At 63.3% G+C, this 24000-nt stretch carries 20 protein-coding genes; 14 read left to right on the plus strand and 6 right to left on the minus strand.

Going from position 1 to position 24000, the window contains the following annotated elements:
* Positions 1-44 precede the first annotated feature (44 nt).
* The gene (gene tkt, locus ACN0WV_RS08340) at positions 45-2060 is read left to right on the plus strand and encodes a transketolase (protein ID WP_417604989.1); all 2016 of its coding nucleotides are present in this window, start codon (positions 45-47) and stop codon (positions 2058-2060) included.
* Between the two features lie 333 nt (positions 2061-2393).
* On the opposite strand, the gene ACN0WV_RS08345 is transcribed toward tkt, so the two are convergent.
* From ACN0WV_RS08345 to ACN0WV_RS08360, 4 genes are all read right to left on the minus strand, one after another.
* Positions 2394-4082 (minus strand): hydantoinase B/oxoprolinase family protein, encoded by a 1689-nt coding sequence (locus ACN0WV_RS08345; RefSeq protein WP_417604991.1) that lies wholly within the window; start codon positions 4080-4082, stop codon positions 2394-2396.
* A 172-nt stretch (positions 4083-4254) separates the two neighbouring features.
* Positions 4255-6318 (minus strand): hydantoinase/oxoprolinase family protein, encoded by a 2064-nt coding sequence (locus tag ACN0WV_RS08350; protein WP_417604992.1) that lies wholly within the window; start codon positions 6316-6318, stop codon positions 4255-4257.
* A gap of 56 nt (positions 6319-6374) precedes the next feature.
* On the minus strand, positions 6375-9101 hold the full coding sequence (locus ACN0WV_RS08355) for a molybdopterin-dependent oxidoreductase (RefSeq protein ID WP_417604994.1): 2727 nt from the start codon (positions 9099-9101) through the stop codon (positions 6375-6377).
* Complete coding sequence (locus tag ACN0WV_RS08360) at positions 9091-9924, minus strand: FAD binding domain-containing protein (RefSeq protein WP_417604996.1); 834 nt, start codon at positions 9922-9924, stop codon at positions 9091-9093. The genes ACN0WV_RS08355 and ACN0WV_RS08360 overlap by 11 nt, the downstream gene beginning before the upstream one ends.
* 423 nt (positions 9925-10347) lie before the next feature.
* On the opposite strand from ACN0WV_RS08360, the gene ACN0WV_RS08365 reads away from it, so the two are divergent.
* From ACN0WV_RS08365 to gap (ACN0WV_RS08425), 13 genes are all read left to right on the plus strand, one after another.
* Complete coding sequence (locus ACN0WV_RS08365; RefSeq protein WP_417605108.1) at positions 10348-11784, plus strand: 6-hydroxynicotinate reductase; 1437 nt, start codon at positions 10348-10350, stop codon at positions 11782-11784.
* Positions 11781-12683, plus strand: a complete 903-nt coding sequence (locus tag ACN0WV_RS08370; RefSeq protein WP_417604998.1) for a UPF0280 family protein — start codon at positions 11781-11783, stop codon at positions 12681-12683. The genes ACN0WV_RS08365 and ACN0WV_RS08370 overlap by 4 nt, the downstream gene beginning before the upstream one ends.
* Complete coding sequence (locus ACN0WV_RS08375) at positions 12676-13260, plus strand: amino acid synthesis family protein (protein WP_417605000.1); 585 nt, start codon at positions 12676-12678, stop codon at positions 13258-13260. Before ACN0WV_RS08370 ends, ACN0WV_RS08375 begins: the two co-directional genes overlap by 8 nt.
* The gene (locus tag ACN0WV_RS08380) at positions 13257-13835 is read left to right on the plus strand and encodes an amino acid synthesis family protein (protein ID WP_417605002.1); all 579 of its coding nucleotides are present in this window, start codon (positions 13257-13259) and stop codon (positions 13833-13835) included. The genes ACN0WV_RS08375 and ACN0WV_RS08380 overlap by 4 nt, the downstream gene beginning before the upstream one ends.
* Before the next feature lie 21 nt (positions 13836-13856).
* The gene (locus ACN0WV_RS08385) at positions 13857-14927 is read left to right on the plus strand and encodes an aromatic ring-hydroxylating dioxygenase subunit alpha (RefSeq protein WP_417605004.1); all 1071 of its coding nucleotides are present in this window, start codon (positions 13857-13859) and stop codon (positions 14925-14927) included.
* Positions 14928-14988: 61 nt separating this feature from the next.
* On the plus strand, positions 14989-16209 hold the full coding sequence (locus ACN0WV_RS08390; RefSeq protein WP_417605006.1) for an ABC transporter substrate-binding protein: 1221 nt from the start codon (positions 14989-14991) through the stop codon (positions 16207-16209).
* Positions 16210-16366: 157 nt separating this feature from the next.
* Positions 16367-18226 (plus strand): ABC transporter permease, encoded by a 1860-nt coding sequence (locus ACN0WV_RS08395; RefSeq protein ID WP_417605008.1) that lies wholly within the window; start codon positions 16367-16369, stop codon positions 18224-18226.
* Positions 18223-18993: an ABC transporter ATP-binding protein gene (locus tag ACN0WV_RS08400; RefSeq protein ID WP_417605010.1), complete on the plus strand. Its 771-nt coding sequence runs from the start codon at positions 18223-18225 to the stop codon at positions 18991-18993. The genes ACN0WV_RS08395 and ACN0WV_RS08400 overlap by 4 nt, the downstream gene beginning before the upstream one ends.
* Positions 18986-19687 carry an ABC transporter ATP-binding protein gene (locus tag ACN0WV_RS08405; protein WP_084350134.1) on the plus strand — a complete coding sequence of 234 codons (702 nt, stop codon included), beginning with the start codon at positions 18986-18988 and terminating at the stop codon, positions 19685-19687. Before ACN0WV_RS08400 ends, ACN0WV_RS08405 begins: the two co-directional genes overlap by 8 nt.
* 27 nt (positions 19688-19714) lie before the next feature.
* Positions 19715-20161, plus strand: coding sequence for a MarR family winged helix-turn-helix transcriptional regulator (locus ACN0WV_RS08410; RefSeq protein ID WP_417605012.1), 447 nt, complete (start codon positions 19715-19717; stop codon positions 20159-20161).
* A 181-nt stretch (positions 20162-20342) separates the two neighbouring features.
* Complete coding sequence (gene gap, locus ACN0WV_RS08415; RefSeq protein ID WP_417605014.1) at positions 20343-21347, plus strand: type I glyceraldehyde-3-phosphate dehydrogenase; 1005 nt, start codon at positions 20343-20345, stop codon at positions 21345-21347.
* 60 nt (positions 21348-21407) lie between these two features.
* Positions 21408-21662, plus strand: a complete 255-nt coding sequence (locus tag ACN0WV_RS08420) for a hypothetical protein (RefSeq protein ID WP_417605016.1) — start codon at positions 21408-21410, stop codon at positions 21660-21662.
* Positions 21663-21757: 95 nt separating this feature from the next.
* The gene (gene gap, locus ACN0WV_RS08425; protein WP_084350138.1) at positions 21758-22762 is read left to right on the plus strand and encodes a type I glyceraldehyde-3-phosphate dehydrogenase; all 1005 of its coding nucleotides are present in this window, start codon (positions 21758-21760) and stop codon (positions 22760-22762) included.
* A 216-nt stretch (positions 22763-22978) separates the two neighbouring features.
* Here the strand turns inward: gap (ACN0WV_RS08425) and coaD are convergent, their stop codons facing one another.
* A complete protein-coding gene (gene coaD, locus ACN0WV_RS08430) occupies positions 22979-23476 on the minus strand; it encodes a pantetheine-phosphate adenylyltransferase (protein WP_084350139.1) in 498 nt (165 codons plus the stop codon).
* Between the two features lie 70 nt (positions 23477-23546).
* Positions 23547-23981 carry a CBS domain-containing protein gene (locus ACN0WV_RS08435; RefSeq protein ID WP_417605018.1) on the minus strand — a complete coding sequence of 145 codons (435 nt, stop codon included), beginning with the start codon at positions 23979-23981 and terminating at the stop codon, positions 23547-23549.
* Between the last annotated feature and the right edge of the window lie 19 nt (positions 23982-24000).

Below are 24000 nucleotides of genomic sequence, written 5' to 3' on the forward strand. Positions count from 1 at the left end.
CTGGTATGAGCAGGGCGACATTTCTCACGCAAGGGACAGACAACGTGGATATCCAGGCTCTCCGCTCCACCAACCCCGATCATTGGATGCGCGCAGCCGCGATCCGCGCCCTGACGCTGGACGCCGTGGCCGCCGCCAATTCCGGCCATTCCGGCATGCCGATGGGCATGGCCGATGTGGCGACTGTGCTATATGAAAAACACCTGAAATTTGACGCCGCAGATCCGACATGGCCCGACCGTGACCGGTTCATCCTGTCCGCCGGCCACGGCTCTATGCTGCTATACTCGCTGCTGTATCTCACGGGCGACGCGGAAATCACGCTGGATCAGATCAAGAACTTCCGCCAGTTGGGTGCCAAGACAGCCGGACATCCGGAGAACTTCCTTGCCAAGGGGATCGAGACCACCACCGGCCCACTGGGTCAGGGCATTGCCAATTCCGTCGGCTTCGCCATTGCCGAGGAATCCTTGCGCGCGCGGTTCGGCAAGAAGGTCGTCGATCACTACACCTATGTCATTGCAGGTGACGGTTGCCTGATGGAAGGCATCAGCCACGAGGCCATCGGCCTTGCCGGGCGTCAGCAACTGTCGCGGCTTGTGGTGTTCTGGGACAACAACAACATCACCATTGACGGCAAGGTAGAACTGTCCGACCGCACCGATCAGGTTGCGCGCTTTGAAGCCGCGGGTTGGCATGTGCAGGAAATCGACGGCCATGATCCGCAAGCGATCGACGCCGCGATCACGGCCGCCAAGAAGGCCGACGCGCCCTCGATGATTGCCTGCAAAACCCATATCGCCCTGGGCCACGCGGCGCAGGACACCTCCAAGGGGCATGGCGCGCTGACCGACGCGGATCAGATGGCCGCCGCAAAAGAGGCCTATGGCTGGACCACCGGCCCGTTCGAGGTGCCCGCCGACATCAAGACGCAGTGGGAAGAGATCGGCAGCCGTGGTGCCGCCGACCGCGCAGAGTGGCAAAGCCGCTTCGACGCCCTGTCGGAACAGCGCCGCAACGAGTTCACGCGCACGATGACCGGTGCCGCGCCCAAGCGTCTTTCCGCCACGATCAAGGCGCTGAAGAAGCAGAATTCCGAAGCCGCCCCCAAGGTCGCGACGCGCAAATCCTCGGAAATGGTTCTGGAAGTGGTCAATCCGCTCATGCCAGAAACCATCGGTGGCTCTGCCGACCTGACGGGATCGAACAACACCAATGCGGGCGATCTGGGCGTGTTCGACGTGGATAACCGCAAGGGCCGCTACATTTATTTCGGCATCCGCGAACACGGCATGGCCTCGGCGATGAACGGCATGGCGCTGCATGGCGGCATCCGACCCTATGGCGGCACGTTCATGTGCTTCACCGACTATGCCCGCCCCGCGATGCGTCTGGCGGCACTAATGCAGGTGCCGTCGGTCTTCGTGATGACGCATGACAGCATCGGTCTGGGCGAAGACGGCCCGACCCACCAACCGGTCGAGCATCTCGCGATCAGCCGGTCGACGCCCAACACCTATGTCTTCCGCCCCGCCGACACGATTGAAACGGCAGAAGCCTGGGAAATCGCGCTGACCTCCAACAGCACGCCGTCTGTTCTGGCGCTGTCGCGTCAGGGTCTGCCGACCGTGCGCACTGAACACAAGAACGCCAACCTGACCGCCAAGGGCGGCTATGTGCTGGCCGATGCGGAAGGCAAGCGTCAGGTGATCCTGATCGCCACCGGCTCTGAGGTGTCTGTTGCCATGGCCGCGCGCGAGGCATTGCAGGCCGAAGGTATCGGCGTCCGTGTCGTCTCCATGCCTTGCATGGAACTGTTTGCCGCACAGGATGATGCCTATCGCAAGCGCGTGTTGCCCGGAGGCCCGATCCGGATCGCCATCGAGGCGGGCGTGCGGCAAGGCTGGGACCGTTGGCTGCTGGGCGAACGTGGTCGCGAGGCCAAGGCCGGCTTCATCGGCATGAACAGCTTCGGTGCCTCCGCCCCTGCGGAAGAGCTGTACGAGCATTTCGGCATCACGTCTGAAGCGACGGTAGAACTGGCAAAATCGCTGCTTTGATCCGCCGTTGAGCGAGAAAACGTCGAAAGGGAGCCATTTATGGCTCCCTTTTTTGTGCCGCGCGCCAGGCCTTGCGCGCAACGATCACAACGGTCGTCATTCACGCGACCCCGCCAAGCGTTACCGACTTCTCTGGATCCGGTTCGGGTAGCTCAAACTATATTGTGTCGAATTTCGCAACGATAGGTAGCGCTTCAAACGCTATTTCCTCGGTGCCTTTGCCGGTGCTATTGCGCCTCGGAATGCAAGCTTCAGGCGACGACAAGAGCCGCCTTTTGATCTGCAATGATACATTGTTCGCGGTGGCGCCGCGCAAGTTGCAATGAGCAGTCGTCAAGGGGATGGTTTGCCATAGACACGTTGCGCAGCCTCGGTCGTGATCCGCCCCAGCCGGACATCCTCAGCCACCGATGCCGGGTCGCGTTCAGCAGGCGGGCCATAACCGCCGCCGCCGGGGGTGCGGACGCGCACACGGTCGCCTGCCGACAGTGCAATATCCTGCGCCTTGGACAGATGTTCGGGGACGAAAGATTTTCCGCCCTGTGTCACCTCCACCCGGTTGACGCCGCCATCTTCGCCGCCCAATGCGCCTTGCGGACCAGTGCGGCCGTGATCCATCACGAAACTCGCCCGCGCCGTGCCTTTCAGCACCTCGACCTCGTAATCCAAGCCAAACCCGCCGCGATGTTTTCCCGCCCCGGCAGAGCCTTCATGCAGCGCGTAGCGATGATAAAGCACCGGGAATTGCTGCTCCATGATCTCGACCGGGGGTGCCTTGGAGATACCGATGGTCGAACACCCGTTCGAGATGCCATCCCCTCCCGCATAACCGCCATAGCCGCCGCCCGAGATCTGGTACATCACATAGGAGCGCCCCTCTTCCGGCACTTCGCCGCCAAGCGCGAAATTGCCCGAGGACCCGGCGGGCGAGGCCGTCACCAGATCCGGCAGCGGGCCGACCAATGCGGCAAACACCGCCTCGGCGATGCGTTGGCTGACCTCGGCGGCGCAGCCCGAAACCGGGCGCGGATAGCGCGCGTCAAGGAACGTGCCTTCGGGGCTGAGGATGTTCAGCGGCTCGAACGCGCCCGCGCTGATCGGCACGTCGGGAAAGATGTGCCGCATGGCGAGGTAAACAGAGCTGTGCGTCGTCGCCAGAACCGAATTCATCGGACCTGCACAGGGCGCGGAAGAGCCGGTGAAATCGAAGGTCAGCCCGTCGCCATCCGCCGTGATCGCCAGCCGGATATCCAGCGGTTCGTTGACCACCCCGTCACTGTCGATATAGGCGCTGGCGCGGTAGGTGCCGGGCGGGATCTGCGCGATATGGGCACGCATCTGCCGGGCGGCGCGGGCACGCAGTTCGGCAATGGCCTCGCGTACCGTGTCGTCGCCGTAGCGGTCCAGCAGTCGGGTCAGCCGGGATTGCCCGACATACAGCGCCGCCGCCTGCGCCTTGACATCGCCGATACGCTGATCGGCAACGCGGATGTTGGAGCAGATAATGGCGTAAATCTCGGGATCCAGCTTGCCCTGCTTGAAAAGACGGACGGGCGGCAGCCGCAGCCCTTCCTGTTCGACCGCTGTGGCTGAAGCCGAGAACCCGCCCGGTACCGCGCCGCCGGTATCAGGCCAGTGGCCGGTATTGCTGAGCCAACAGAAAATTTTGCCATTCCGCCAGACCGGCATGGCAAAGCGGACATCCATCAGATGCGTGCCGCCAAGATAGGGATCGTTGACGATATAGATGTCACCCGGTTCGGGCGCGATCACGCTGCCTGCCGCGATCATCTTTATGATCTGTGCGGTCGAGAATTGCATCACCCCGACAAAGACCGGCAGGCCCATGCTGCCCTGTGCGATCAGGCTGCCATCCTCAGCCGAGTAGATCCCGTCGGAACGGTCATTCGCCTCGGCGATCACCGGCGAGAAGGCGGCGCGCGAAAAGCTGAGATCCATCTCGTCGCAGACCTGTTGCAGGCCGGACTGGATGACGGTGAGGGTAATGGGATCGAGGGTCATTGCATTGCCTCTGACTGCGGCGCGACGGGATGGTTCGGGAGCCTCCGGCGGGAGTATTTTGACCGAGAAGAAGCGCAAGAGCCGGGTATGCCGATGTCTGGTCCAGTTGCTTGGGAAAGCATTGGAGGGACGGCACGGGCAAGACGTTCTTTGCCAGGATGTATGCGCCGGGTCATGTCTGTGCCGCCACGGTCACGATCAGATTGCCGTCCGCGTCCTGAACGGCGCTGTCACCGGGTTCTAGCACCAACGTGCAGTCCATCTGCTCGACAATCGCCGGACCGGTCAGGCTTGCCTGCGCTGGCAGGTGGTCGCGCCAGAAGATGGGCGTGTCGATCCAGTCATCGAACCAGACGGGCCGGGTGCCGGCTTGCGCCTCGGCGAGGGTATTCCTGCGGCCACCGGCGTCGATCAGCAGCGACAGGTCCACTTCGGGCCGACGCCCGATCACCGAGGTGTTGACGTTCACCAGGGCCGCGCGGATCTCTGGCAATGTGACCTGAAATCGTTTGAAATAGGCATCTTCGAAGCGTGTCTGGAGATCGTCGCGGGTTGGAGCCGGGCCGGGCAGCGGCACCCGCAAAAGATGGGTCTGGCCGATGAACCTCATGTCGACCGAGTGAACGATGCGCAATTCTGCAATCTCCACCTTTTCCCGGCCTATCGCGTCGCGCCCCTCTTGTGTCTGGTGGGTAAAGGCCTGATGGACCGCGGCCATGTCACACACATCGAGTGGCGCGTTGATCGTCTGAACGTAATCGTGACGCAGATCGGCCACGATACATCCCAGCGCGTTGGTGATACCGGGACGCGCGGGCACCAGCACGCGGGGCACGCCCAGTTCCCGCGCAATCGCACAGGCATGCAACGGCCCTGCCCCGCCAAAGGCGAAGAGCGCGAAATCGCGGGGGTCCTCGCCCAGCGAGATCGACACCATGCGCACCGCATCGGCCATCTTGGCATTGGCCACCCGCAAGACGGCTGCGGCGGCGTTTTGTGCATCCAGCCCCAGCGGCTCGCCCAGCTTGGCGGCAAAGGCGTCGCGGATCGCGGTGATGGAAATGTCGCCGGAAATGCTGTTGAGTTTGCCGGGATCCATCCGGCCCAGCACCATATTGGCGTCCGAGATCGTCGGCTCCGTGCCGCCCTTGCCATAGCAGATCGGTCCCGGCGTGCTGCCCGCGCTGTCGGGGCCGACCTCTAGCAGGCCCGCGGCATTGACCCGCGCGATGGAGCCGCCCCCTGCCCCCACGGTGCGCACATCGACCATCGGCACATGGATGGGCATGGCGTATTCGACCTCGATCTCGTGGCTGACGGCGGGATCGGCGCCACGGATCATCGCGACGTCGGTCGAGGTGCCGCCCATATCGTAGGTCAACAGATCCGCAATGCCCGCGCGGCGGCCGGTAAACGCCGCCGCCATCACGCCCGAAGCCGGGCCTGACATGACGGTCTTGGCCGCCTCTTCGGCGACAATTCTGGCCGAGACCATCCCGCCATTGCCGGTCATCACCAGCAGATCGCGTGCGTAGCCGCGCGCCGCCAGCCGGTCGGCCAGACGTTCGACATATCGGCGCAGCAATGGCTGGACCGAGGCATTGACGGCCGCCGTCACGCCGCGTTCGTATTCGCGGCTTTCCGACAGCAGCGCGTGGCCGAGCGTCAGGTTGACCTCCGGCCAGACTTCACGCGCGATCTGGCCTGCGCGCAATTCATGCGCGGGGTTGGCGTAGGCATGCAGGAAATGGATCACCAGCGACTCGCAGCCTTCGTTCCGCAACTGGCGCAGGGCGGCGCGCAGGGCGTGTTCGTCCAGGGCGCGATATTCCGAGCCATCGGCCAGCATACGCTCCGGTATTTCCAGCCGCAGATCGCGCGGGATCAGCGGGCGAAACTGCCCCGACATGCCGTAAGCCTGCGGGCGGGTGCGACGGCCAAGCTCCAGCACATCGCGGAACCCCAATGTGGTGATCAGGCCGGTCTTGCACAGCCGCCGTTCCAGCACGGCGTTGGTGGTGGTCGTCGTGCCATGCACGATCAGGTCAAGCGCCGCCGCATCGACCGAGGCCGCGTCGAGCGCGGCCAGCACCCCATCGGCCTGATTGTCCTGGGTGGTCGGTACCTTGGCAAGCCGCACCTGCCGGGCCGCGCTGTCGTAATGCAGCAGGTCGGTGAAGGTCCCGCCCACGTCGATGCCAGCAAAGCGGCCGCCAAGCCTGTTGGTCCCCGTCATTCAAACTGCCCTGTCATAGATCGGTGAAATGCCCCGTGCCATTGCGGTGAAACTGCTCAACGGCCCGCTCCGCCGGTCTGCGCCAGGATCGCCGCGCGCACCCTGTCGGGTGTGGCGGGCAGATGATGAAGGCGCGCGCCGCAAGCATGGGTGATGGCGTTCAGGATCGCCGGTGCGGTGGGGATCAGACAATGCTCGCCCAGCCCTTTCGCACCATAGGGGCCGTGGGGGTCGCCTTGCTCGATCAGGATCGAGGTGATCGGCGGGACATCCCCGATTGTCGGGATCAGGTAGTCGTGCAGATTTTCAGTGCGGCCGGGCAGGAATTCCTCCATCAGCGCAAGCCCGATGCCCTGCGCGATACCGCCTTCGATCTGCCCTTGGGCAAGCGCGGGGTTGATCGCGCGCCCCACATCATGCGCCGCGATGATCCGCACCAGTTTGACGGTGCCCAGTTCGCAATCAACCTCGACCTCGGCCATCTGCGCGGCGCTGCCGAACACGGCGTAGGGCGCGCCCTGCCCGTTTGCGTCCAGCGGGGTTGTAGGCGGATCATAGCCTTCGGTGGCCTCAAGCGCGTATCCCTCCACCCGTGGCAGAGCCACCCTGTGCGTCGTGCCGTTTTCAGTCAGTTCCAGCGCGCCATCGGCCAGATGGATCGTGGCACCCTCACCCACATTGCCCAGCCGAAGGATTTGCGCGCGCAGGGCCTCGCCGCACAGTTTCGCAGCGTTGCCGGTGATAAAGGTCTGGCGGCTGGCAGAGGTTTTGCCCGCATCGGGTGTCAGGTCGGTATCCGCGCCCAGCAGAGTGACGGCCCCCAGCGGCACGCCCAGGGCTTCGGCAAAGATCTGCGCGATCACGGTGTTTGACCCCTGGCCGATATCCACCGCCCCTTGATGCAGACGCAGGTCTCCGGCAGAGGTGATGCCCGCACGGATGGTCGACGGGTTCGACATCGAGGTGTTGCCGCAGCCATACCACCCGCCGGCAATGCCAACGCCGCAGCGCCGACGACGCGTGCCGCCCGCATTGCAGGCCGCAATCTCGCGCAGGGCGCGCTGCCAATGCGGGCGCAGCGCATCGAAACAGGCGTCGATGGCCATGCCTGTATCGAATACCTGTCCGGTAACTGTCGGATCGCCATTGCGCAGGCAGTTCAGGGCGCGAAACTCCAGCCGGTCCATGCCCAGCTTCTCGGCCAGGCGGTCATAAAGCTGTTCCTGCGCGACGGCCGATTGCGGCACGCCAAAGCCACGAAAGGCCCCTGCCGGGGCGGTGTTGGTGTGAATGCCGGTGCTGTTGGCCTCGTAATTCGGCGTCAGATAAGGGCCCGACGCATGGATCGGCACGCGGTTGGCGACGGTGGGGCCCCAACTGGCATACGCGCCGGTGTTGAACGTGCCGTCGAACCGTGCCCCGATCAGCCGCCCGTCCGCATCGGTGCCGATCTCCATGCGGATCTGCGACGGGTGGCGCTTTGTCGTGCTGGCGATGCTCTCGGCGCGGGTATAGGTGATGCGGACGGGGCGGCGCAGCAGCCATGCGGCAAGCGCCACGAAGGGCTGCGCGGAAAGGTCGAGTTTCGAGCCAAAGCCGCCCCCCGTCGCCGTTGGCAGAATGCGCACGGATGCGGGCGCGACACCAAGGATGCGCGCCAGCCCGTCGCGGTTCATATAGGGGGCCTGCGTGCAGCACTGCACCTCTATCCGGTCGCCGACGCGGCGGGCGCTGGCGGCTTCGGGCTCGATATAGCCATGCTCGATAAACCCGGTGGAAAAGTCGCCCGACACCACATGCGCCGCATCCTGAAGTGCCGCACCCGCATCCCCGCGCGCGACATAACCACGGCACATGACATTGCCCGCGCGCTCAGAATGCAGCAGGGCCGCCTGCTGCGCGTCGTCCGGTGTCAGGGCCGCGGGCAGTTCTTCCCAAGTGACCGGGAAATCCGGCAACCTGTCCAGTTTGTCGGCTTGGCCAATGACGGCGGCGATGGCCTCTCCCCTGAAGCGGGTTTCGCCCTCGGCAAAGACCGGTTGATCCTCGAAGCCGGGAATGACGCCGAACCGGTTTTCGCCCGGCACATCCTTGCCCGTCAGGATCAGGTCCAGCCCATTGGCATCGCGGAACCGGTCCAGATCGCCAAATCGGAACCGCGCGCGGTGAAAGGGCGACCGGATCACCCGCAGCGTCAGCGCATCCTCCGGCACCACGTCATCGCCAAACCGCTCGGTCCCCGACACCTTGGGCCAGCCGTCCAGCCGCTCGACAGAGGCACCGACGCCGCCTTCGGTCTCGGGCGCGCTGTCGCCCATGTCCAGCACCGCCGCGATGATGCTGCGATAGCCGGTGCACCGGCACAACACGCCGCCGAGCGCGTCCGAGACGGACGCCTCTGTCAGCACCGCACCGGAGCGCAGGAAAGCCACCGCCGCGACCATCATGCCGGGCGTGCAAATTCCGCATTGCGCGGCGTGATGGCGCTGGAACGCCCGCGCCAGCCGCGCGGCCAGCGGATCGTTGGCGACCAGCCCCGCCTGTGTGTCGATCCGGCGGCCGTCGGCCTGACCGGCGGCGACAAGACAGGCGCAGACCGGCACACCGTCCAGCAGCACCGTGCAGGCCCCGCAATCGCCCGCGTAGCATCCGACCTTGACGTCGCGCGCCCCGGCCTGCTCGCGCAACACCTGCGACAGGCGCGCGGTGGGTGCGGCCTGCACATGGATCGCGGCCCCGTTGAGGGTAAATCCGATCTGCCCTTCCGGGTCGTCAAGCGACATCGCACGCCTCCATCGCTTGCAGGACCGTGCGGGTCACCAGCGTGCGCACGGCCTCGGACCGGTAGGCTGCCGTGGCCCGCACATCGCTGATCGGCGCAAGGGATGGCATCGCGGCAGAGCCGACGATTTCGGCTATGTCGCGCGGTCCCGCGCCGCGCAGCGCGGTCTCAAGCGCCGGCAGGCGGCACGCTACCGCAGAGCAGGCGCCAACGGCAATACGGGCGCCGGAAATACGACCATCCTCAACGGCAATCACCGCACCGACCATGGCAATGGAAATCACCAGATATTTCCGCGCGCCAAGCTTCAGAAAGGCCCCCTGCCCCGGCGTGTCGGCAATCACGATTGCCGTGACCAGCTCGCCGGGTTTCAGCGCCGTATCGCGCGGCCCCCGGATGAAGTCGGTCAAGGCCAGTCGGCGCACGCCCTCTGGCCCCGACAGGTCGACCTCGGCGTCCAAAGCCATCAGCGGCGGCACCCCATCGGCGGCGGGCGACGCGTTGCAGATATTGCCGACGACGGTCCCGGTATTCTGGATCTGGACCGATCCCACCTCGCGCGCAGCCAGCTTCAGCCCGTCGAAGAGCGGCGGCACATCCGCGCGGATCACATCGGTCCATGTTGTCGCCGCCCCGATACGCCAGACGCCGTCCGCCCGCGTGATCCCGCGAAATCCGGGCAGAGCCGACAGGTCCACCATCGTCGCGGGCGGCGGCCCGTCCCGCAGACCGGGATAAACATCGGTGCCCCCGGCCAGGATCACCACATCTTCGCCCGACAGCAGCGAAAGTGCCGCGTCAAGCGATTGGGGGCGATGAAGCATTGCGCGGGCCTTTCATCTTCACATCTGGCATCGTTTGTATGCGAACGACATGGGTCCACCGTAAGAACTTGGCGGAAAAGTTGTCAATCACAGAAACAGATGAACGTGTGATCGGCATAGCGGGAAACAAGACCTTCGCGGCGCAGGCGGATATGGCGCGGGGGCTGCCCGAACCTGCGCCATATGCCCGTCCCTGACGACAAAACCACAGACCCCAAAACGCCGGTCACCACGGTGAGACGCGCTTTGAGTGGCCAAATCAGTTGACTCGCAAACCGCTCTTGTGCGTTCGTATACAAACAACCTGTCGGGCTGCGATCCCGCGCCAGTCCCCAGATCGGAGCAAATGACGTGACCGAGCCTACCGCCCCGCGCAGCCGGACGGATCGCCCCGAGAAGATCCGCTGCGACGCCTGCCCGGTGATGTGCTACATCGCCGACGGCCGGTCCGGTGCCTGCGACCGCTACGCCAATGAGGGCGGCGCGCTGGTCCGTCTCGATCCGCTGACCATTCTGGAAAACCGCGCCGACGACGCGCCTGTGGTGCCGTTTCTGGACCGCGAATGGGATGGCGATCTGCTGACCGGCGAGGAGACGTTCCTTACCGCGGTGGGGTCCGGCACGACCTATCCCGACTACAAGCCCGCGCCCTTCATCGTCGCCTCCAAGACCGCCGATGCCGATATGATCACCGTCGTGACCGAGGGCATCTTTTCCTATTGCGGTGCCAAGGTGAAGATCGACACGGACCGGCATCTGGGGTCGGAATGCGCGCCCGTCCGGGCCGAGGGCGAGGTGATCGGCCATGTCACCACCTCGGAATATGGCTCGCAGATGTTGTCGCTTGGCGGGGTCAACCACCTGACCGGCGGATCGAAGAAAGAGGGCCGTGTCACCTGCGCGTCGCTTCTGGCGCTGTGCAATGGCGGATCTGTCGCCATGACCATCGACGGCGGCGCGGACCTGGAGGTGACGGCCGGACAGGCCCCCATCGTCGATGGCAAGAAAGAAGAGCGGATGCGCGTCGGCTGCGGCTCTGCCACCGTGGGAATGTTCGCCGCGCAATGGCAAGGTCTGGTGGACGAGGTCGTGGTGGTGGACGATCACATCACCGGCGTCATGTCCGAGCATCAGGCCGGCAAGGTCATCGGCTGGGCCCCTTCGGGCATTCGCATCAAGGGCCGTCGGTCCACCCCCGGACGCTATTTTCAGGTGGCAGAGCCGGGCACCGGTTGGGGCGGCACCGATCTTACCGATCCGCTGACCATCCTTGGTGACTGGAAGCCGGATCAGGCCCGCCCCGGCCTGTCGCTGCTGATGGTGTCCACCACCGGCGAGAACGCGGCCTATTACGAGTTGAACGACGATCTGGTGCCGGTGCAGCAGGAAATGCCGACCCGGCTGATCCCCTCCGTCCGCCGGATCGAGGAGAATTGCGAACCATCGCTGGCCTCTGTCCTGTTCATGGCGGGGGCCGGCGGCTCGCTACGCTCCGGCGTGACGGAAAACCCGGTCAGCCTGACGCGTTCGGTGCAATCGCGGCTGACACGGGTGACATGTGGCGGTGCGCCGGTTTTCATGTGGCCGGGCGGCGGCATCACCTTCATGGCGGATGTCACGCAGATGCCGACGAACGCGTTTGGCTATGTGCCAACGCCAGCCCTTGTGGCCCCGATCGAGTTCACCATGAGCGCCACCGATTACGCGGCCTTGGGCGGCCATATGGACTATGTCATGCCGCTGGAGGATGCCTTGCGCGGTGTGCATAGTCGGCAGAATGACCACCAGCTTTCCGGGCAACGGGCAGAGCCACGCAAATCCTGCGCGCCATGGCCGGTCGGCCGGGCGGGCAAGCCATGAACTGGGCTGAGACCGCCCGCGCGCATCTTTTGCCGGATGGCAGGTTGCGGCTGACCCACGGGCCGATTGACGTGATCATCTGCGCAGAGGGGCCAGAAGATGCGATCCGCGCCGCATATCTGCGCGCCCGAGACGCGTTCCAGCCGCTGCTGGAGGATCTGGTCGCAGAACTGCCCCGGTTGCGCGCGTCCGCGGGTCCGGCCCCACAGGGCGAGGTGGCAACGCGGATGCAGAGGGCCGTGTCGCGCTTTCCGGACGTTTTCATCACGCCGATGGCCGCCGTCGCCGGATCTGTTGCCGATCATCTGCTCGCGGCGCTGCTGATGCCGGAGCATGGACTGACCCATGCCCATGTCAATAACGGTGGCGATATCGCGCTTTGGACGTCGGGGGCGCCGTTTCGGCTGGCGATCTGCGAGGATCCGCTGATGCGCCACATGGGCGCGCGGGCCGTGATCGGGCCGGATGACGGGATCGGCGGGGTGGCGACCTCTGGCTGGCGCGGGCGGTCGCATTCGTTGGGCATTGCCGATGCGGTGACGGTTCTGGCCGCAGACGCGGCCACCGCAGACGCTGCGGCGACGCTGATCGCCAATGCCGTCGATCTGCCCGGCCATCCCGGCGTTTCCCGCGCGCGCGCCGACAGCCTGTCGCCGGACAGCGACCTTGGCGCGCGGCTTGTGACGACCGATGTCGGCCCCCTGCCCCTGCGCGACCGACAAACCGCGCTTGCCCACGGATCGAACCTTGCGCAACGCTATATTGCGGACGGGCTGATCGCCGCTGCCTGCCTGACCTGTCAGGCAGAGCGGGTGGTGCTGGGCCGTGCCGTGACAAACCCCGAAAACCCGGCCATACACGGCGCGAACAGCCGCCAGAAGGACCTGACCCATGCCTGAACCGCAGATCCGCAAATCCGCAACACTGGTCGAGACGATCTACCACGAAGGCGGGCCCGCGCCGGAGACACCCTTGCGCCGCGCGGCCTGCATGACGGTCATCGCGAACCCCTTTGCCGGTCGCTATGTCGAAGAGATCGAAGGCTTCATGAAGGATCTCGAACCGCTGGGCATTCAGATGGCGCAGCACTGCATCGACGCGCTTGGCGGCGATGCGTCGCTGGTTGAAGGCTACGGAAAGGGTGCCATCGTCGGCACGAATGGAGAGTTGGAGCATGGCGCGCTGTGGCATGTCCCCGGCGGTTACGCGATGCGCGACAAGATTGCCGAGAGCATGGCGATCGTCCCGTCGACCAAGAAGGTCGGCGCGCCGGGGGCGCGTCTGGACGTGCCGGTGACCCATACCAACGCCTCGTATGTGCGCTCGCATTTCGACGCGATGGAGGTCGGGCTGAACGACGCGCCCAAGGCCGACGAGATCCTGCTGGTATTGGTGATGACCACCGGCCCGCGCATCCATGCCCGCGTCGGCGGGCTGAAAGCACAAGACGTGGCGGGCAAGGACGGCTTGCGGTGAAGTTGCGCCGGATCATCACTCTGGTCGAGGAGACTCGGCGCGAGATGGGACAGGAAATCCTGCCACCTGCGCGGCGTGCCCTCGCCGCGGCCGTGATCGAGAACCCCTTCGCCGGGCGCTACGCAGAGGATCTGGACGACTTGATCCAGACAGGCGCCGAGCTTGGGCAACGTCTGGGCGAAGAGGCGCTTGTTGCGCTTGGATGTGACGCGGGTGACGTGCAGGGCTACGGCAAGGCCGCACTTGTCGGAGAGGCCGGAGAATTGGAACATGCCGCAGCCCTGCTGCACCCGAAGCTTGGCGCACCGCTGCGCGAGGTGCTGGGCGGCGGCAAGGCTTTGGTGCCCTCGTCCAAGGCGATGGGTGGTCCGGGCGCTGTGATCGACGTGCCGTTGGGCCACAAGGATGCGGCCTATGTCCGGAGCCATTTTGATGGAGTGCGGCTGGAACTGCCCGACGCGCCGCGCGCGAATGAAATCGTGGTGGCCGTGGCGCTGCAACAAGGGGGCAGGCCCAATCCACGGGTCGGCGGGCTGACCCATGCAGAGGTGCTGGGCACGGACGGGCTGCGCTAAGGAAAGGACGGAGGCAGACAGATGGGCAATTTCATACGCAATGCCTGGTATGTCGCGGGCTGGTCGTCAGAGATAGACGACGAGCTGCGCCGCTTTACCATTCTGGGAGATCACGTTGTCATGTACCGCAAATCGGATGGCGGCGTCGTGGCGCTGGAAGACCGCTGCCCGCACCGGCTGCTGCCACTGTCCAAGGGCAAGCGCATCGGGGACGACATTCAATGCGGCTATCACGGGCTGACATTCGATTGTTCGGGTGCCTGTATCCGCGTGCCCGGTCAGACCAACCAACCCAAAAGCGCCTATGTTCTGGCCTTCCCGACATTCGAACGCTACGGCATCGTCTGGATCTGGATGGGCGACCCGGACAAGGCCGATACCGAAAAGGTGTTTGACCTGCCGCAATTCAGCGATCCCGGCTGGGCCACCCATCACGGTGACGCGCTGTATCTGAAGTCGAATTACCTCAACGTCGCGGAAAACCTTGTCGATCCTGCGCATGTCAGCTTTGTCCACCCCACCACACTGGGCAATGCCGCGTCGGAAAACGTGCCGGTGCATGTCCAGACCGAAGGCGAGGCCATTGTCGCCTGGCGCTGGATCCGCGATGCCGAACCCATCGGGTTTTTCAAGGGCTTCGGCGGGTTCACCGGCAATGTGGACCGCTGGCATTACTACTACCTCTATACCCCCTGCACGGCGGTGATCGATTTCGGGTCCGCCCCGGTCGAGGATGCCATCGCCGAGGATGAGCGGGATCGCGGCGTGCGCATCTTTGCCCTGCATTTCATCACGCCGGTGACCGAGACGACCTCCATCGACCGCTGGATGCATGTGCGCAACACAGCACTTGACGACGCGGATGCAGAGGCCACGATGGACGCGATGTTCCGCAAGGCGTTTGCCGAGGACAAGGCGATCCTGGAGGCCGTGCAGGAAGAAGAGCTCCGCCCGGCCAAACGACGCCCCATCCGCATCGCCATCGACAAGGGACCGCTTGTCTATCGCAAACGGATAAGCGAACTTCTGGAATTGGAACGTACCGAAGATCTGGCGGGCAACATTTCGCCCGCCTTTGTCTACCACGATTGACCGGCGTCAGACCGGACCAAATGGCAGCCCTAGGCCTGCCGACCAACAGGAGACCGACCCCATGACCTTCACGCGACGCACCCTGCTTGCCATGGCCACGGCGCTTGCCCCGATTGCGATGCTGACCCCGGTGGCTGCGCTGGCGCAGGACAGCATCAAGATCGGCGAGATCAACCACTACAAGCGCCTTGCCGCCTTTGCCGAACCCTACAAGCTTGGCATTGAACTGGCCGTCGAAGAGGTCAACGCCAAGGGCGGCGTACTGGGCAAGCCGCTGGAGTTCATCTTCCGCGACGACCAGGGCGATCCGGCCGAAGCGATCAAGATCGCTGAAGAGCTGATGACCCGCGACGGTGCGGTGATGCTGACCGGCACGATCCTCAGCAATGTCGGTCTGGCGCTGTCATCCTTTGCCGCAGAAAAGGGCTATCTGTATCTCGCGTCGGAACCGTTGGCCGACAGCCTTGTCTGGGCCTCCGGCAATCCGCAGACCTTCCGGCTGCGCACCTCTACCTGGGTGCAGGCCGCGATGCTGGCGGAAGAGGCCGCGAAGACCGACGCCCTGCGCTATGCCACCATTGCCCCCAACTATGCCTACGGGCAGGATGCCGTAGCCGCCTTCAAGGAAAACCTGCTGCGGTTGAAGCCTGACGTCGAGTTTGTCGCCGAACAATGGCCTGCACTGTTCAAGATCGACGCAGGCGCTGAGGTGCAGGCGCTTGAACGCGCCAAGCCTGACGCGATCTACAATGTTACCTTCGGCACCGATCTTGCCAAATTCGTGCGCGACGGCGGCGACCGGGGCCTGTTTGATGGTCGCAATGTCTACGGCCTGCTGACCGGCGAGCCGGAATACCTTGATCCGCTTGGGGATGAAGCGCCCGAAGGTTGGTTCGTAACCGGCTACCCCTGGTACGCGCTTGAGGATGGCACGCCCGGCAAGGTCTTTGTCGACGCCTATATGGACACGACAGGCGAGACACCCAAGATCGGGTCGCTGGTGGGCTACATGACCGTATTGTCGATTGCCGCCGCGATCGAAAAAGCGGGCGCAACAGACACCGCATCCCTGATCGCTGCCTTCGAGGGGCTGGAGATCGAGGATACGCCGATTGGCCTGCTCAGCTACCGTGAGATAGACAACCAGTCGACCATGGGGGCCTATGTCGGCACGCTTGCGGTGGAGGACGGCAAGGGCGTGATGGTGGACTGGTCTTACAAAGATCCCGCGCCCTATATGCCCACTGACGACGAAATCCGCGCAATGCGTCCTGCCGAGTGATCCGCAGGCGCATGGCCGCAAGGCCCCGGATCAAGTCCGGGGCAGGTATCCTTCCGTCTCAGCGGTGCGCTTCCCGCCCCGGGCCTGACCCGGGGCCTCCACCTCGGCGTCCATCTGCCGCCGAGACTGCCTTCTCCCCGTCAGACAGAGGACCGACATGGCCTTCTTCTTCGCCCAGTTCCTGACCGGGCTTGCCAATGCCGCAGCACTTTTTCTCGTCGCCTCCGGCCTGTCGCTGATCTTCGGTGTCACGCGGATCGTGAATTTCGCGCATGGGTCATTCTACATGCTGGGTGCTTTCGTGGGCGTTACTCTCATGGAGGTTTTGCCGGGCGCCGTTGGCTTCTGGGGCGCAATCATTTTGACCGGCGTTGCGGTTGGCGCAATCGGTGCCTTTGTGGAAATGGTGGTTTTGCGGCCTATCTACCGCGCACCGGAGCTGTTCCAGCTTGTCGCCACGTTCGGCGTGATCCTCGTCATTCAGGACCTCGCCCTGATGATCTGGGGTGCCGAGGACCGGCTTGGCCCGCGCGCCCCCGGCCTGCGCGGCGTCTGGCGCATCTTCGGAGAGCCGGTGCCGAAATACGACATCATCCTGATCGCCATCACGCCCTTCATCCTGTTCGCCTTGTGGTATCTCATCACCCGCACGCGTGTTGGCGTGTTGGTCCGCGCGGCCACGCAGGACCGAGAGATGGTGGGCGCTCTGGGTGTGAATCAGGCGTGGCTTTTCACCGGGGTCTTCGCGCTTGGGTCTGCCCTTGCCAGCTGGGGCGGCGCATTGCAACTGCCCAAAGGTGGCGCGGATCTGCTGATGGATTTCAACATCATCGGGGCGGTCTTCGTGGTGGTGGTAATCGGCGGCATGGGCTCCCTGCCCGGTGCGTTCATCGCCGCCGTTCTGATCTCTGTCCTCAGCGTCTTCGGCGTGACCTACCTGCCGCAATCGACGCTGGTGCTGATGTTCGTGGTCATGGCCATCGTGCTGATCGTGCGGCCCTACGGCCTGTTGGGGCGCGAGGAAGTCGCGGGCGAGCACGGGCAAGTGGGCGCGCCCGAAACACCGATCCGTCCCTATGGCCGTGTCGGCAAGATGCTGGTGGCGGGCTTGCTGATCGTACTGGCCGCCCTGCCGCTCCTTGCCGAACAATTCGTGCTGACACTGACCGTCGACATGATCGTCTTCGCGCTATTCGCCGCGTCGCTGCACTTCATCCTTGGCACCGGCGGGCTGGTCAGCTTTGGCCATGCCGCGTTCTTCGGTGGCGGCGCTTATGCGGCGGCGCTGCTGGTGTTTCACACCGACACGCGCATGGAACTGGCTTTTCTGTTCGCGCCCTTCGCCGCCGGCCTTCTGGCGCTTGGCATCGGCTGGTTCTGCATCCGTCTGACGGGCGTCTATTTCGCCATGCTGACGCTGGCGTTTTCGCAGCTGGTCTGGAGCCTCGCCTTCCAGTGGCGTGATGTGACGCGCGGCGATGACGGGTTGGTCAATATCTGGCCCGCCGACTGGCTGAACAACCCGGCGGCTTACTATTACTTCACCCTCGCACTTGGTGTCGGCGGCATCCTGTTTCTGCGTCACGTCATCCACGCGCCGTTCGGCTATGCCCTGCGCGCGGGACGTGACAGCCCACGACAGGCCGAGGCGACTGGCATCGACGTCAAGCGCATCCAATACGCGGCTTTTGCCTTGGCAGGCGCGATGGCGGGCCTTGCGGGCGGCATCTTCGTCTTTTCCAAAGGCTCGGTCTTTCCGACCGAACTGGAGATCGGCGCAAGCTTCGACGCACTGATCGTGGTCTTCCTTGGCGGCGTCAAAACGCTTGCCGGCGGGGTTGTCGGCGCGGGCTTTATGACAGTGGTTGAGGATTGGCTGACACGGCTGGAATACTGGCGGTTACTGCTTGGGCTGCTCATCATCGCCGTTGTCATCATCGCGCCGGAAGGCATCGTTGGTTCACTGCGCAGCCTCTGGACGCGGATACGCGGCACCGAAAGCGAGGTGACGAAATGAGCGAAATCCTGCGCGTTGAACACCTGAAGAAAAGCTATGACGGGTTTCTTGCCGTCAACGACGTGTCTTTTTCCGTGGCCAAAGGCGAGTTGAAAGCCCTGATCGGTCCCAACGGAGCGGGCAAATCCACCTGTTTCAATATGCTGATGGGTCAGTTGAAACCGACCGCAGGCACTGTCTGGCTGGACGGCAAGAAGATCACCGGCCTGCGCCCGCGCGAGATCTGGCGGCGCGGCGTCGGGCGCACCTTCCAGATCACCGGCACCTATCCGTCGATGACCGTGATCGAGAATGTGCAGATGGCGCTGATGAGCCATCATCGCAAACTATATGCCATCGCCCCGCGCGCCTGGCGGCTCTACCGCGACGAGGCATTCGAGTTCCTGACAACCGTGGAGATGGAAGATCAGGCCGACCGTCCCTGCTCTGTTCTGGCCTATGGCGATCTGAAGCGGCTGGAACTGGCGATCGCGCTATGTCACCGTCCGCGTCTTTTGCTGATGGATGAACCCACGGCGGGCATGGCCCCCAGCGCGCGGATTGCGCTGATGCAACTGGTGGCGGACATCGTGCGCGATCAGGGTGTTTCGGTCCTGTTCACCGAACATGACATGGATGTGGTCTTTGCCCATTCGCATCACATCATGGTGTTAAACCGGGGCGAGCTGATCACCGAAGGCAGCGCCGAAGAAGTCCGCAACGACGCCCGTGTGCAAGAGGTCTATCTGGGTGGCGGCACGCTGTTTGCGGAGGCGCGGAATGCTTAACGTCAACGACATCCACAGCTATTACGGCAAGGCGCATATCCTTGGTGGGCTGAGCTTTGACGTGCCGCGCGGCGAGGTGGTTGCCCTGCTGGGCCGCAACGGCGCGGGCAAATCCACGACGATGAAATCGGTGATGCAGCTTGTGCGCCCACGTCAGGGATCGGTCAGCTTTCAGGGGCAGGAGCTGATCGGGAAACCTGCCTTTCGGGTGGCCAAGGCGGGCTTGGGCTATGTCCCCGAAGACCGCCGCATCTTTACCGATCTCACCGTATTGGAAAACCTCGAAGTCGGCCGTCAGCCGCCCCGAGACGGTGCCCCGGAATGGACGATGGAACAGCTTTTCGAGATATTTCCCAATCTTGCCGAGCGGCGCACCAATCGCGGAAAGCACCTGTCCGGCGGCGAACAGCAGATGCTGACCATCGGACGCACGCTGATGGGCAATCCACTGCTGCTGCTGTTGGATGAACCGTCGGAGGGCATCGCGCCGGTCATCGTCGAGGAAATGGCAGAGACCATTCTGAAGCTGAAATCCGAAGGGCTGACGGTGATGATCTCTGAACAGAACCTGCATTTCGCCCGCGCCGTGGCGGACCGCGCGATCATCATCGAAGGCGGCGAAAAGAAGTTCGACGGCAGCTTTACCGAGCTTGAAGCCCATCCGGAAATCCGTGATGCCTATCTGTCGGTCTGACCCGATCGTAGCCGCCGTGAGGCTGGCATGAGTCGGGACAATGTCGATGGGGCCAACGGAGGCCATGGCTATGTGCTGGACGACCAGATCGGCTTTCTTCTGCGCCGGGCCTATCAGCGCAACTCCACCCTCTTCGCGGCTCTGGTGCCGGGCAAGTTGACGGCGATGCAGTTCGCGGTTCTGTTCAGGCTGGCCGAGAACGGCCCCGCTTCGCAGAACCTGCTGGGCCGCTCCGTGGCGATGGATGCGGCCACCACGAAAGGTGTCGTCGACCGGCTGATCGCACGGTCGCTGTTACAGGTCGGCCCCGACCCTGATGACCGCCGCCGCCATCTCGTGTCGCTCACTCCTGCCGGGACGACGTTGATTGACAAGGCTGTCGCCGCTGCGGTGGAGGTCAGTGAGACCACGCTTGCACCGCTGCGCGAGAAGGAACGCGAAACCCTGCTAAGGCTGCTGCGCAAGATTTCCTGATACCCGCCGCTTGCCCAGCCGGTCATCCGTTCTGGCCTGTTTGCGAAAACGGTTAGCGCCACCATGTGCCCGCTTGTCACGTTTAACGCTAACACATTGCCAAAAAACGTTTTTTACCTTTGCGGTCGCAGTATTGGTGGCTATAGCCGGGGGAACCCGACCGCTGAACAGGAACCGCCCCATGACCGTGACACTTGGCATCAACGGATTTGGCCGTATTGGCCGCAGCACCCTTGCCCATATCACAGAGGCCGCGCGCAACGACGTTCAGGTGGTCAAGATCAACGCCACCGGCCCGATCGAGACGAACGCTCACCTGCTGCGTTATGACAGCGTGCATGGCCGCTTTGGCGGTGAGGTCCACGTCGAGGGAAACACGATGGATCTGGGCCGTGGCCCGATGCAGGTCTATTCGACCTACGACCCGGCAGAACTGGACTGGTCCGGTTGCGACGTGGTTCTGGAATGCACCGGAAAATTCAACGACGGGCAGAAATCCTCGGTCCATCTGGAACGCGGCGCCAAGAAAGTCCTCATTTCAGCGCCTGCCAAGAATGTTGACCGCACCGTGGTCTACGGCGTCAACCACCGCGACCTTCTGGCAAACGAGCGCATGGTCTCCAACGGGTCCTGCACAACCAACTGCCTTGCCCCGCTGGCGAAGGTATTGCACGAGGCGATCGGCATCGAGCGCGGCATCATGACCACGATCCACAGCTATACCGGCGATCAGCCGACGCTGGACCGGCGTCACGATGACCTGTACCGCGCCCGCGCCGCCGCTTTGGCGATGATTCCCACCTCCACCGGCGCAGCCAAAGCACTGGCAGAGGTTCTGCCGGAAATGGAGGGCCGTCTGGATGGCACCGCCCTTCGCGTCCCCACACCGAACGTCTCGGCCGTGGATTTGACCTTTGAGGCAGGCCGCGATGTCACCGTCGATGACGTGAACGAGGTCATGGCAGAGGCCGCCGCAGGCCGCATGGGCAGCGTGCTGTCCTATGATGCCGCCCCCAAGGTATCGATAGATTTCAACCACACCACGCATTCGTGCATCTTTGCACCCGACCAGACCAAGGTTGTGGGGGGGCGCACCGTCCGTGTGCTGGCATGGTACGACAATGAATGGGGTTTCTCGGCACGCATGGCCGACGTGGCCGCCTGCATGGGTCGCCTGCTGCACTAATCCTTCAAGAGGTCAGCATCATGTTTTCCGCCCGGTCGGCCCCGTGCCAGCTGGGCGGTTTTGCGTTTAGCGAAGACGCAAATAGAACGTGACAGCAACGCAGCCATCTGCCATCCCGTTTTCGGGGCCTGGCTGCCCGCGCCCGAACTGCTAAACGACGACAAGGCTGGCATGACCAATACGCTTTCCATCATCCTTGGTATCATACTGGTTGCCTGCATCGGCGTGGATGTGGTCCTGAACGACGGCATTGGCCTCGTTTTTCTTGCGAGAAAATTCGCAACCCTGATCGATTGGCTTGCCTTCTGGCGCTAGGGTAAGGAAACCTGTGGTGACAGCCCGGTTGACTTTTTTGCTCAGGTGCGGTTGTTACCGCTAACAAAGATTACGCCAAATCAAGGAGCGCAGACATGACAGTCAAAGTTGCTATCAACGGGTTCGGACGGATCGGACGCAATGTGCTGCGTGCCATCGTAGAATCCGGTCGTACCGATATCGAGGTGATCGCGATCAACGATCTCGGCCCTGTCGAGACCAACGCCCATCTGGTGCGTTATGACAGCGTTCATGGCCGGTTCCCCGGCACCGTGACCGTCAATGGCGACACGATTGACGTGGGCCGTGGCCCGATCAAGGTCACTGCGATGCGCAACCCCGCCGACCTGCCCTGGGGTGACGTGGACATCGTACTGGAATGCACCGGGATTTTCACCTCGAAGGACGCCTGTCAGGCGCATCTGGAAAACGGTGCCAGCCGCGTTCTGATTTCTGCCCCCGGCAAGGATGCAGACAAGACCATCGTTTACGGTGTGAACCACGATTCGCTGAGCGCGGCTGACCTGATCGTGTCGAACGCGTCCTGCACCACCAACTGCCTGTCACCCGTCGCCAAGGTTCTGAACGACGCCATCGGCATCAAGCGCGGCTTCATGACCACGGTGCACAGCTATACCGGTGACCAGCCGACGCTGGACACGATGCACAAGGATCTGTACCGCGCACGCGCTGCGGCCATGTCGATGATCCCAACCTCGACCGGCGCGGCCAAGGCCGTGGGTCTGGTTCTGCCGGAATTGAACGGCAAGCTGGACGGCGTCGCCATCCGTGTTCCCACCCCCAACGTGTCGGTCGTCGATCTGACATTCGAAGCGGATCGCGACACGTCAGTCGAGGAGATCAATGAAGCGATCCGCAAGGCGGCCGCGTCCGGTCCTCTCAAGGGCATTCTGGCAGGCACGGATGAGCCGCTGGTCAGCTCTGACTTCAACCATGACCCGCACAGCTCTACCTTTGCTTATGATCAGACCAAGGTGATGGACGGCAACATGTGCCGCATCCTGACCTGGTATGACAACGAATGGGGATTTTCCAACCGCATGGCCGACACGGCCGTTGCGATGGGCAAGTTCATCTAAGCGACAGCTTTGATAGAATGAACGAAACGCCTCGGGGTTAAATCCGGGGCGTTTCCTTTTGCAAGAGGATGCCCGACCTCGACACGGATGCACAAGATCAGAGATTTCCGAAGCCTAGCGTGGGTATACGTCACCGACGTCGCTTTGACCGGCACCGCGCTGTGACGTTATAGAGCATATAGATTTCAATATCTTATTCAGTCAGACGCAAGATATTCATCCCTGATCGAACCTGGATATCAGCGCATCGCGCACCGGAGGTGTGACGAACTTGCGTACATCCCCTCCCAATCGCGCAATCTCTTTCACCAGTTTTGAGGCAATCGCCTGATGCCGCGCGTCTGCCATCAGGAACACCGTCTCGATAGAGCTGTTTAGCGCGCGATTCATACCAACCATCTGATATTCATACTCAAAATCCGCGACCGCCCGCAAACCGCGGACGATCACCTGCGCGCCGACGTCACTGGCACAGTCGATCAACAGGTTCTCGAAGGGATGAGCGACGATCTCTGTCCCGGTCTGTTCCGACAAGGACGCGCATTCCGCCTCAATCATCCCTACCCGTTCCTCAAGCGAAAACAGCGGCCCCTTGTCGCGATTGATGGCGACGCCAATCACCAGCCTGTCAACCAAGACGGCAGCTCGGCGAATAATGTCGATATGTCCCATCGTGATGGGATCGAAAGTGCCGGGATACAGGCCGATGCGCATGGGATTTCTCTCTTTTTTCCTGCCGCGCACGCAATATTATTGCGTACGGGAATGCAAGAAAAAAGCGAAATCAATGCCCCATGATCATGCCTTCAAGCGCGTCTTTTTCCATCGACAGTTCTTGCAGGCGTGCCTTGACGACGTCGCCGATGGTGACAATTCCGATCAGCTCGTTGTTCTGTGTCACCGGCATATGGCGGAATCGACCGTCCGTCATGCGCTGAAGAATGTCATCGGCCTGATCGCCCGGTCCGCAGCAGGACGGATTGCGAGTCATCATCTCCCGAGCCTCTTCATCCAGACAGGACGCCCCTTTCAGCGCCAGCGTCCGCACGATGTCGCGCTCTGACAAGATACCCTCGACCGCCTTGCCATCGGATGACACGATCACACCGCCGATCCGGCGCTCTGCAAGCAAATGCGTCACTTCGGAAACCTTGGTTCCGGGCTTGATTGTAACCACACCGGTATCACCTTTGGCTTTAAGGATCTGGTGGACGAGCATGTGGCGAGCCTCCGCACAA

Origin of the sequence: Primorskyibacter flagellatus (assembly GCF_048268605.1) — a bacterium.
GTDB classification, from domain to species: Bacteria; Pseudomonadota; Alphaproteobacteria; order Rhodobacterales; family Rhodobacteraceae; genus Primorskyibacter; species Primorskyibacter flagellatus.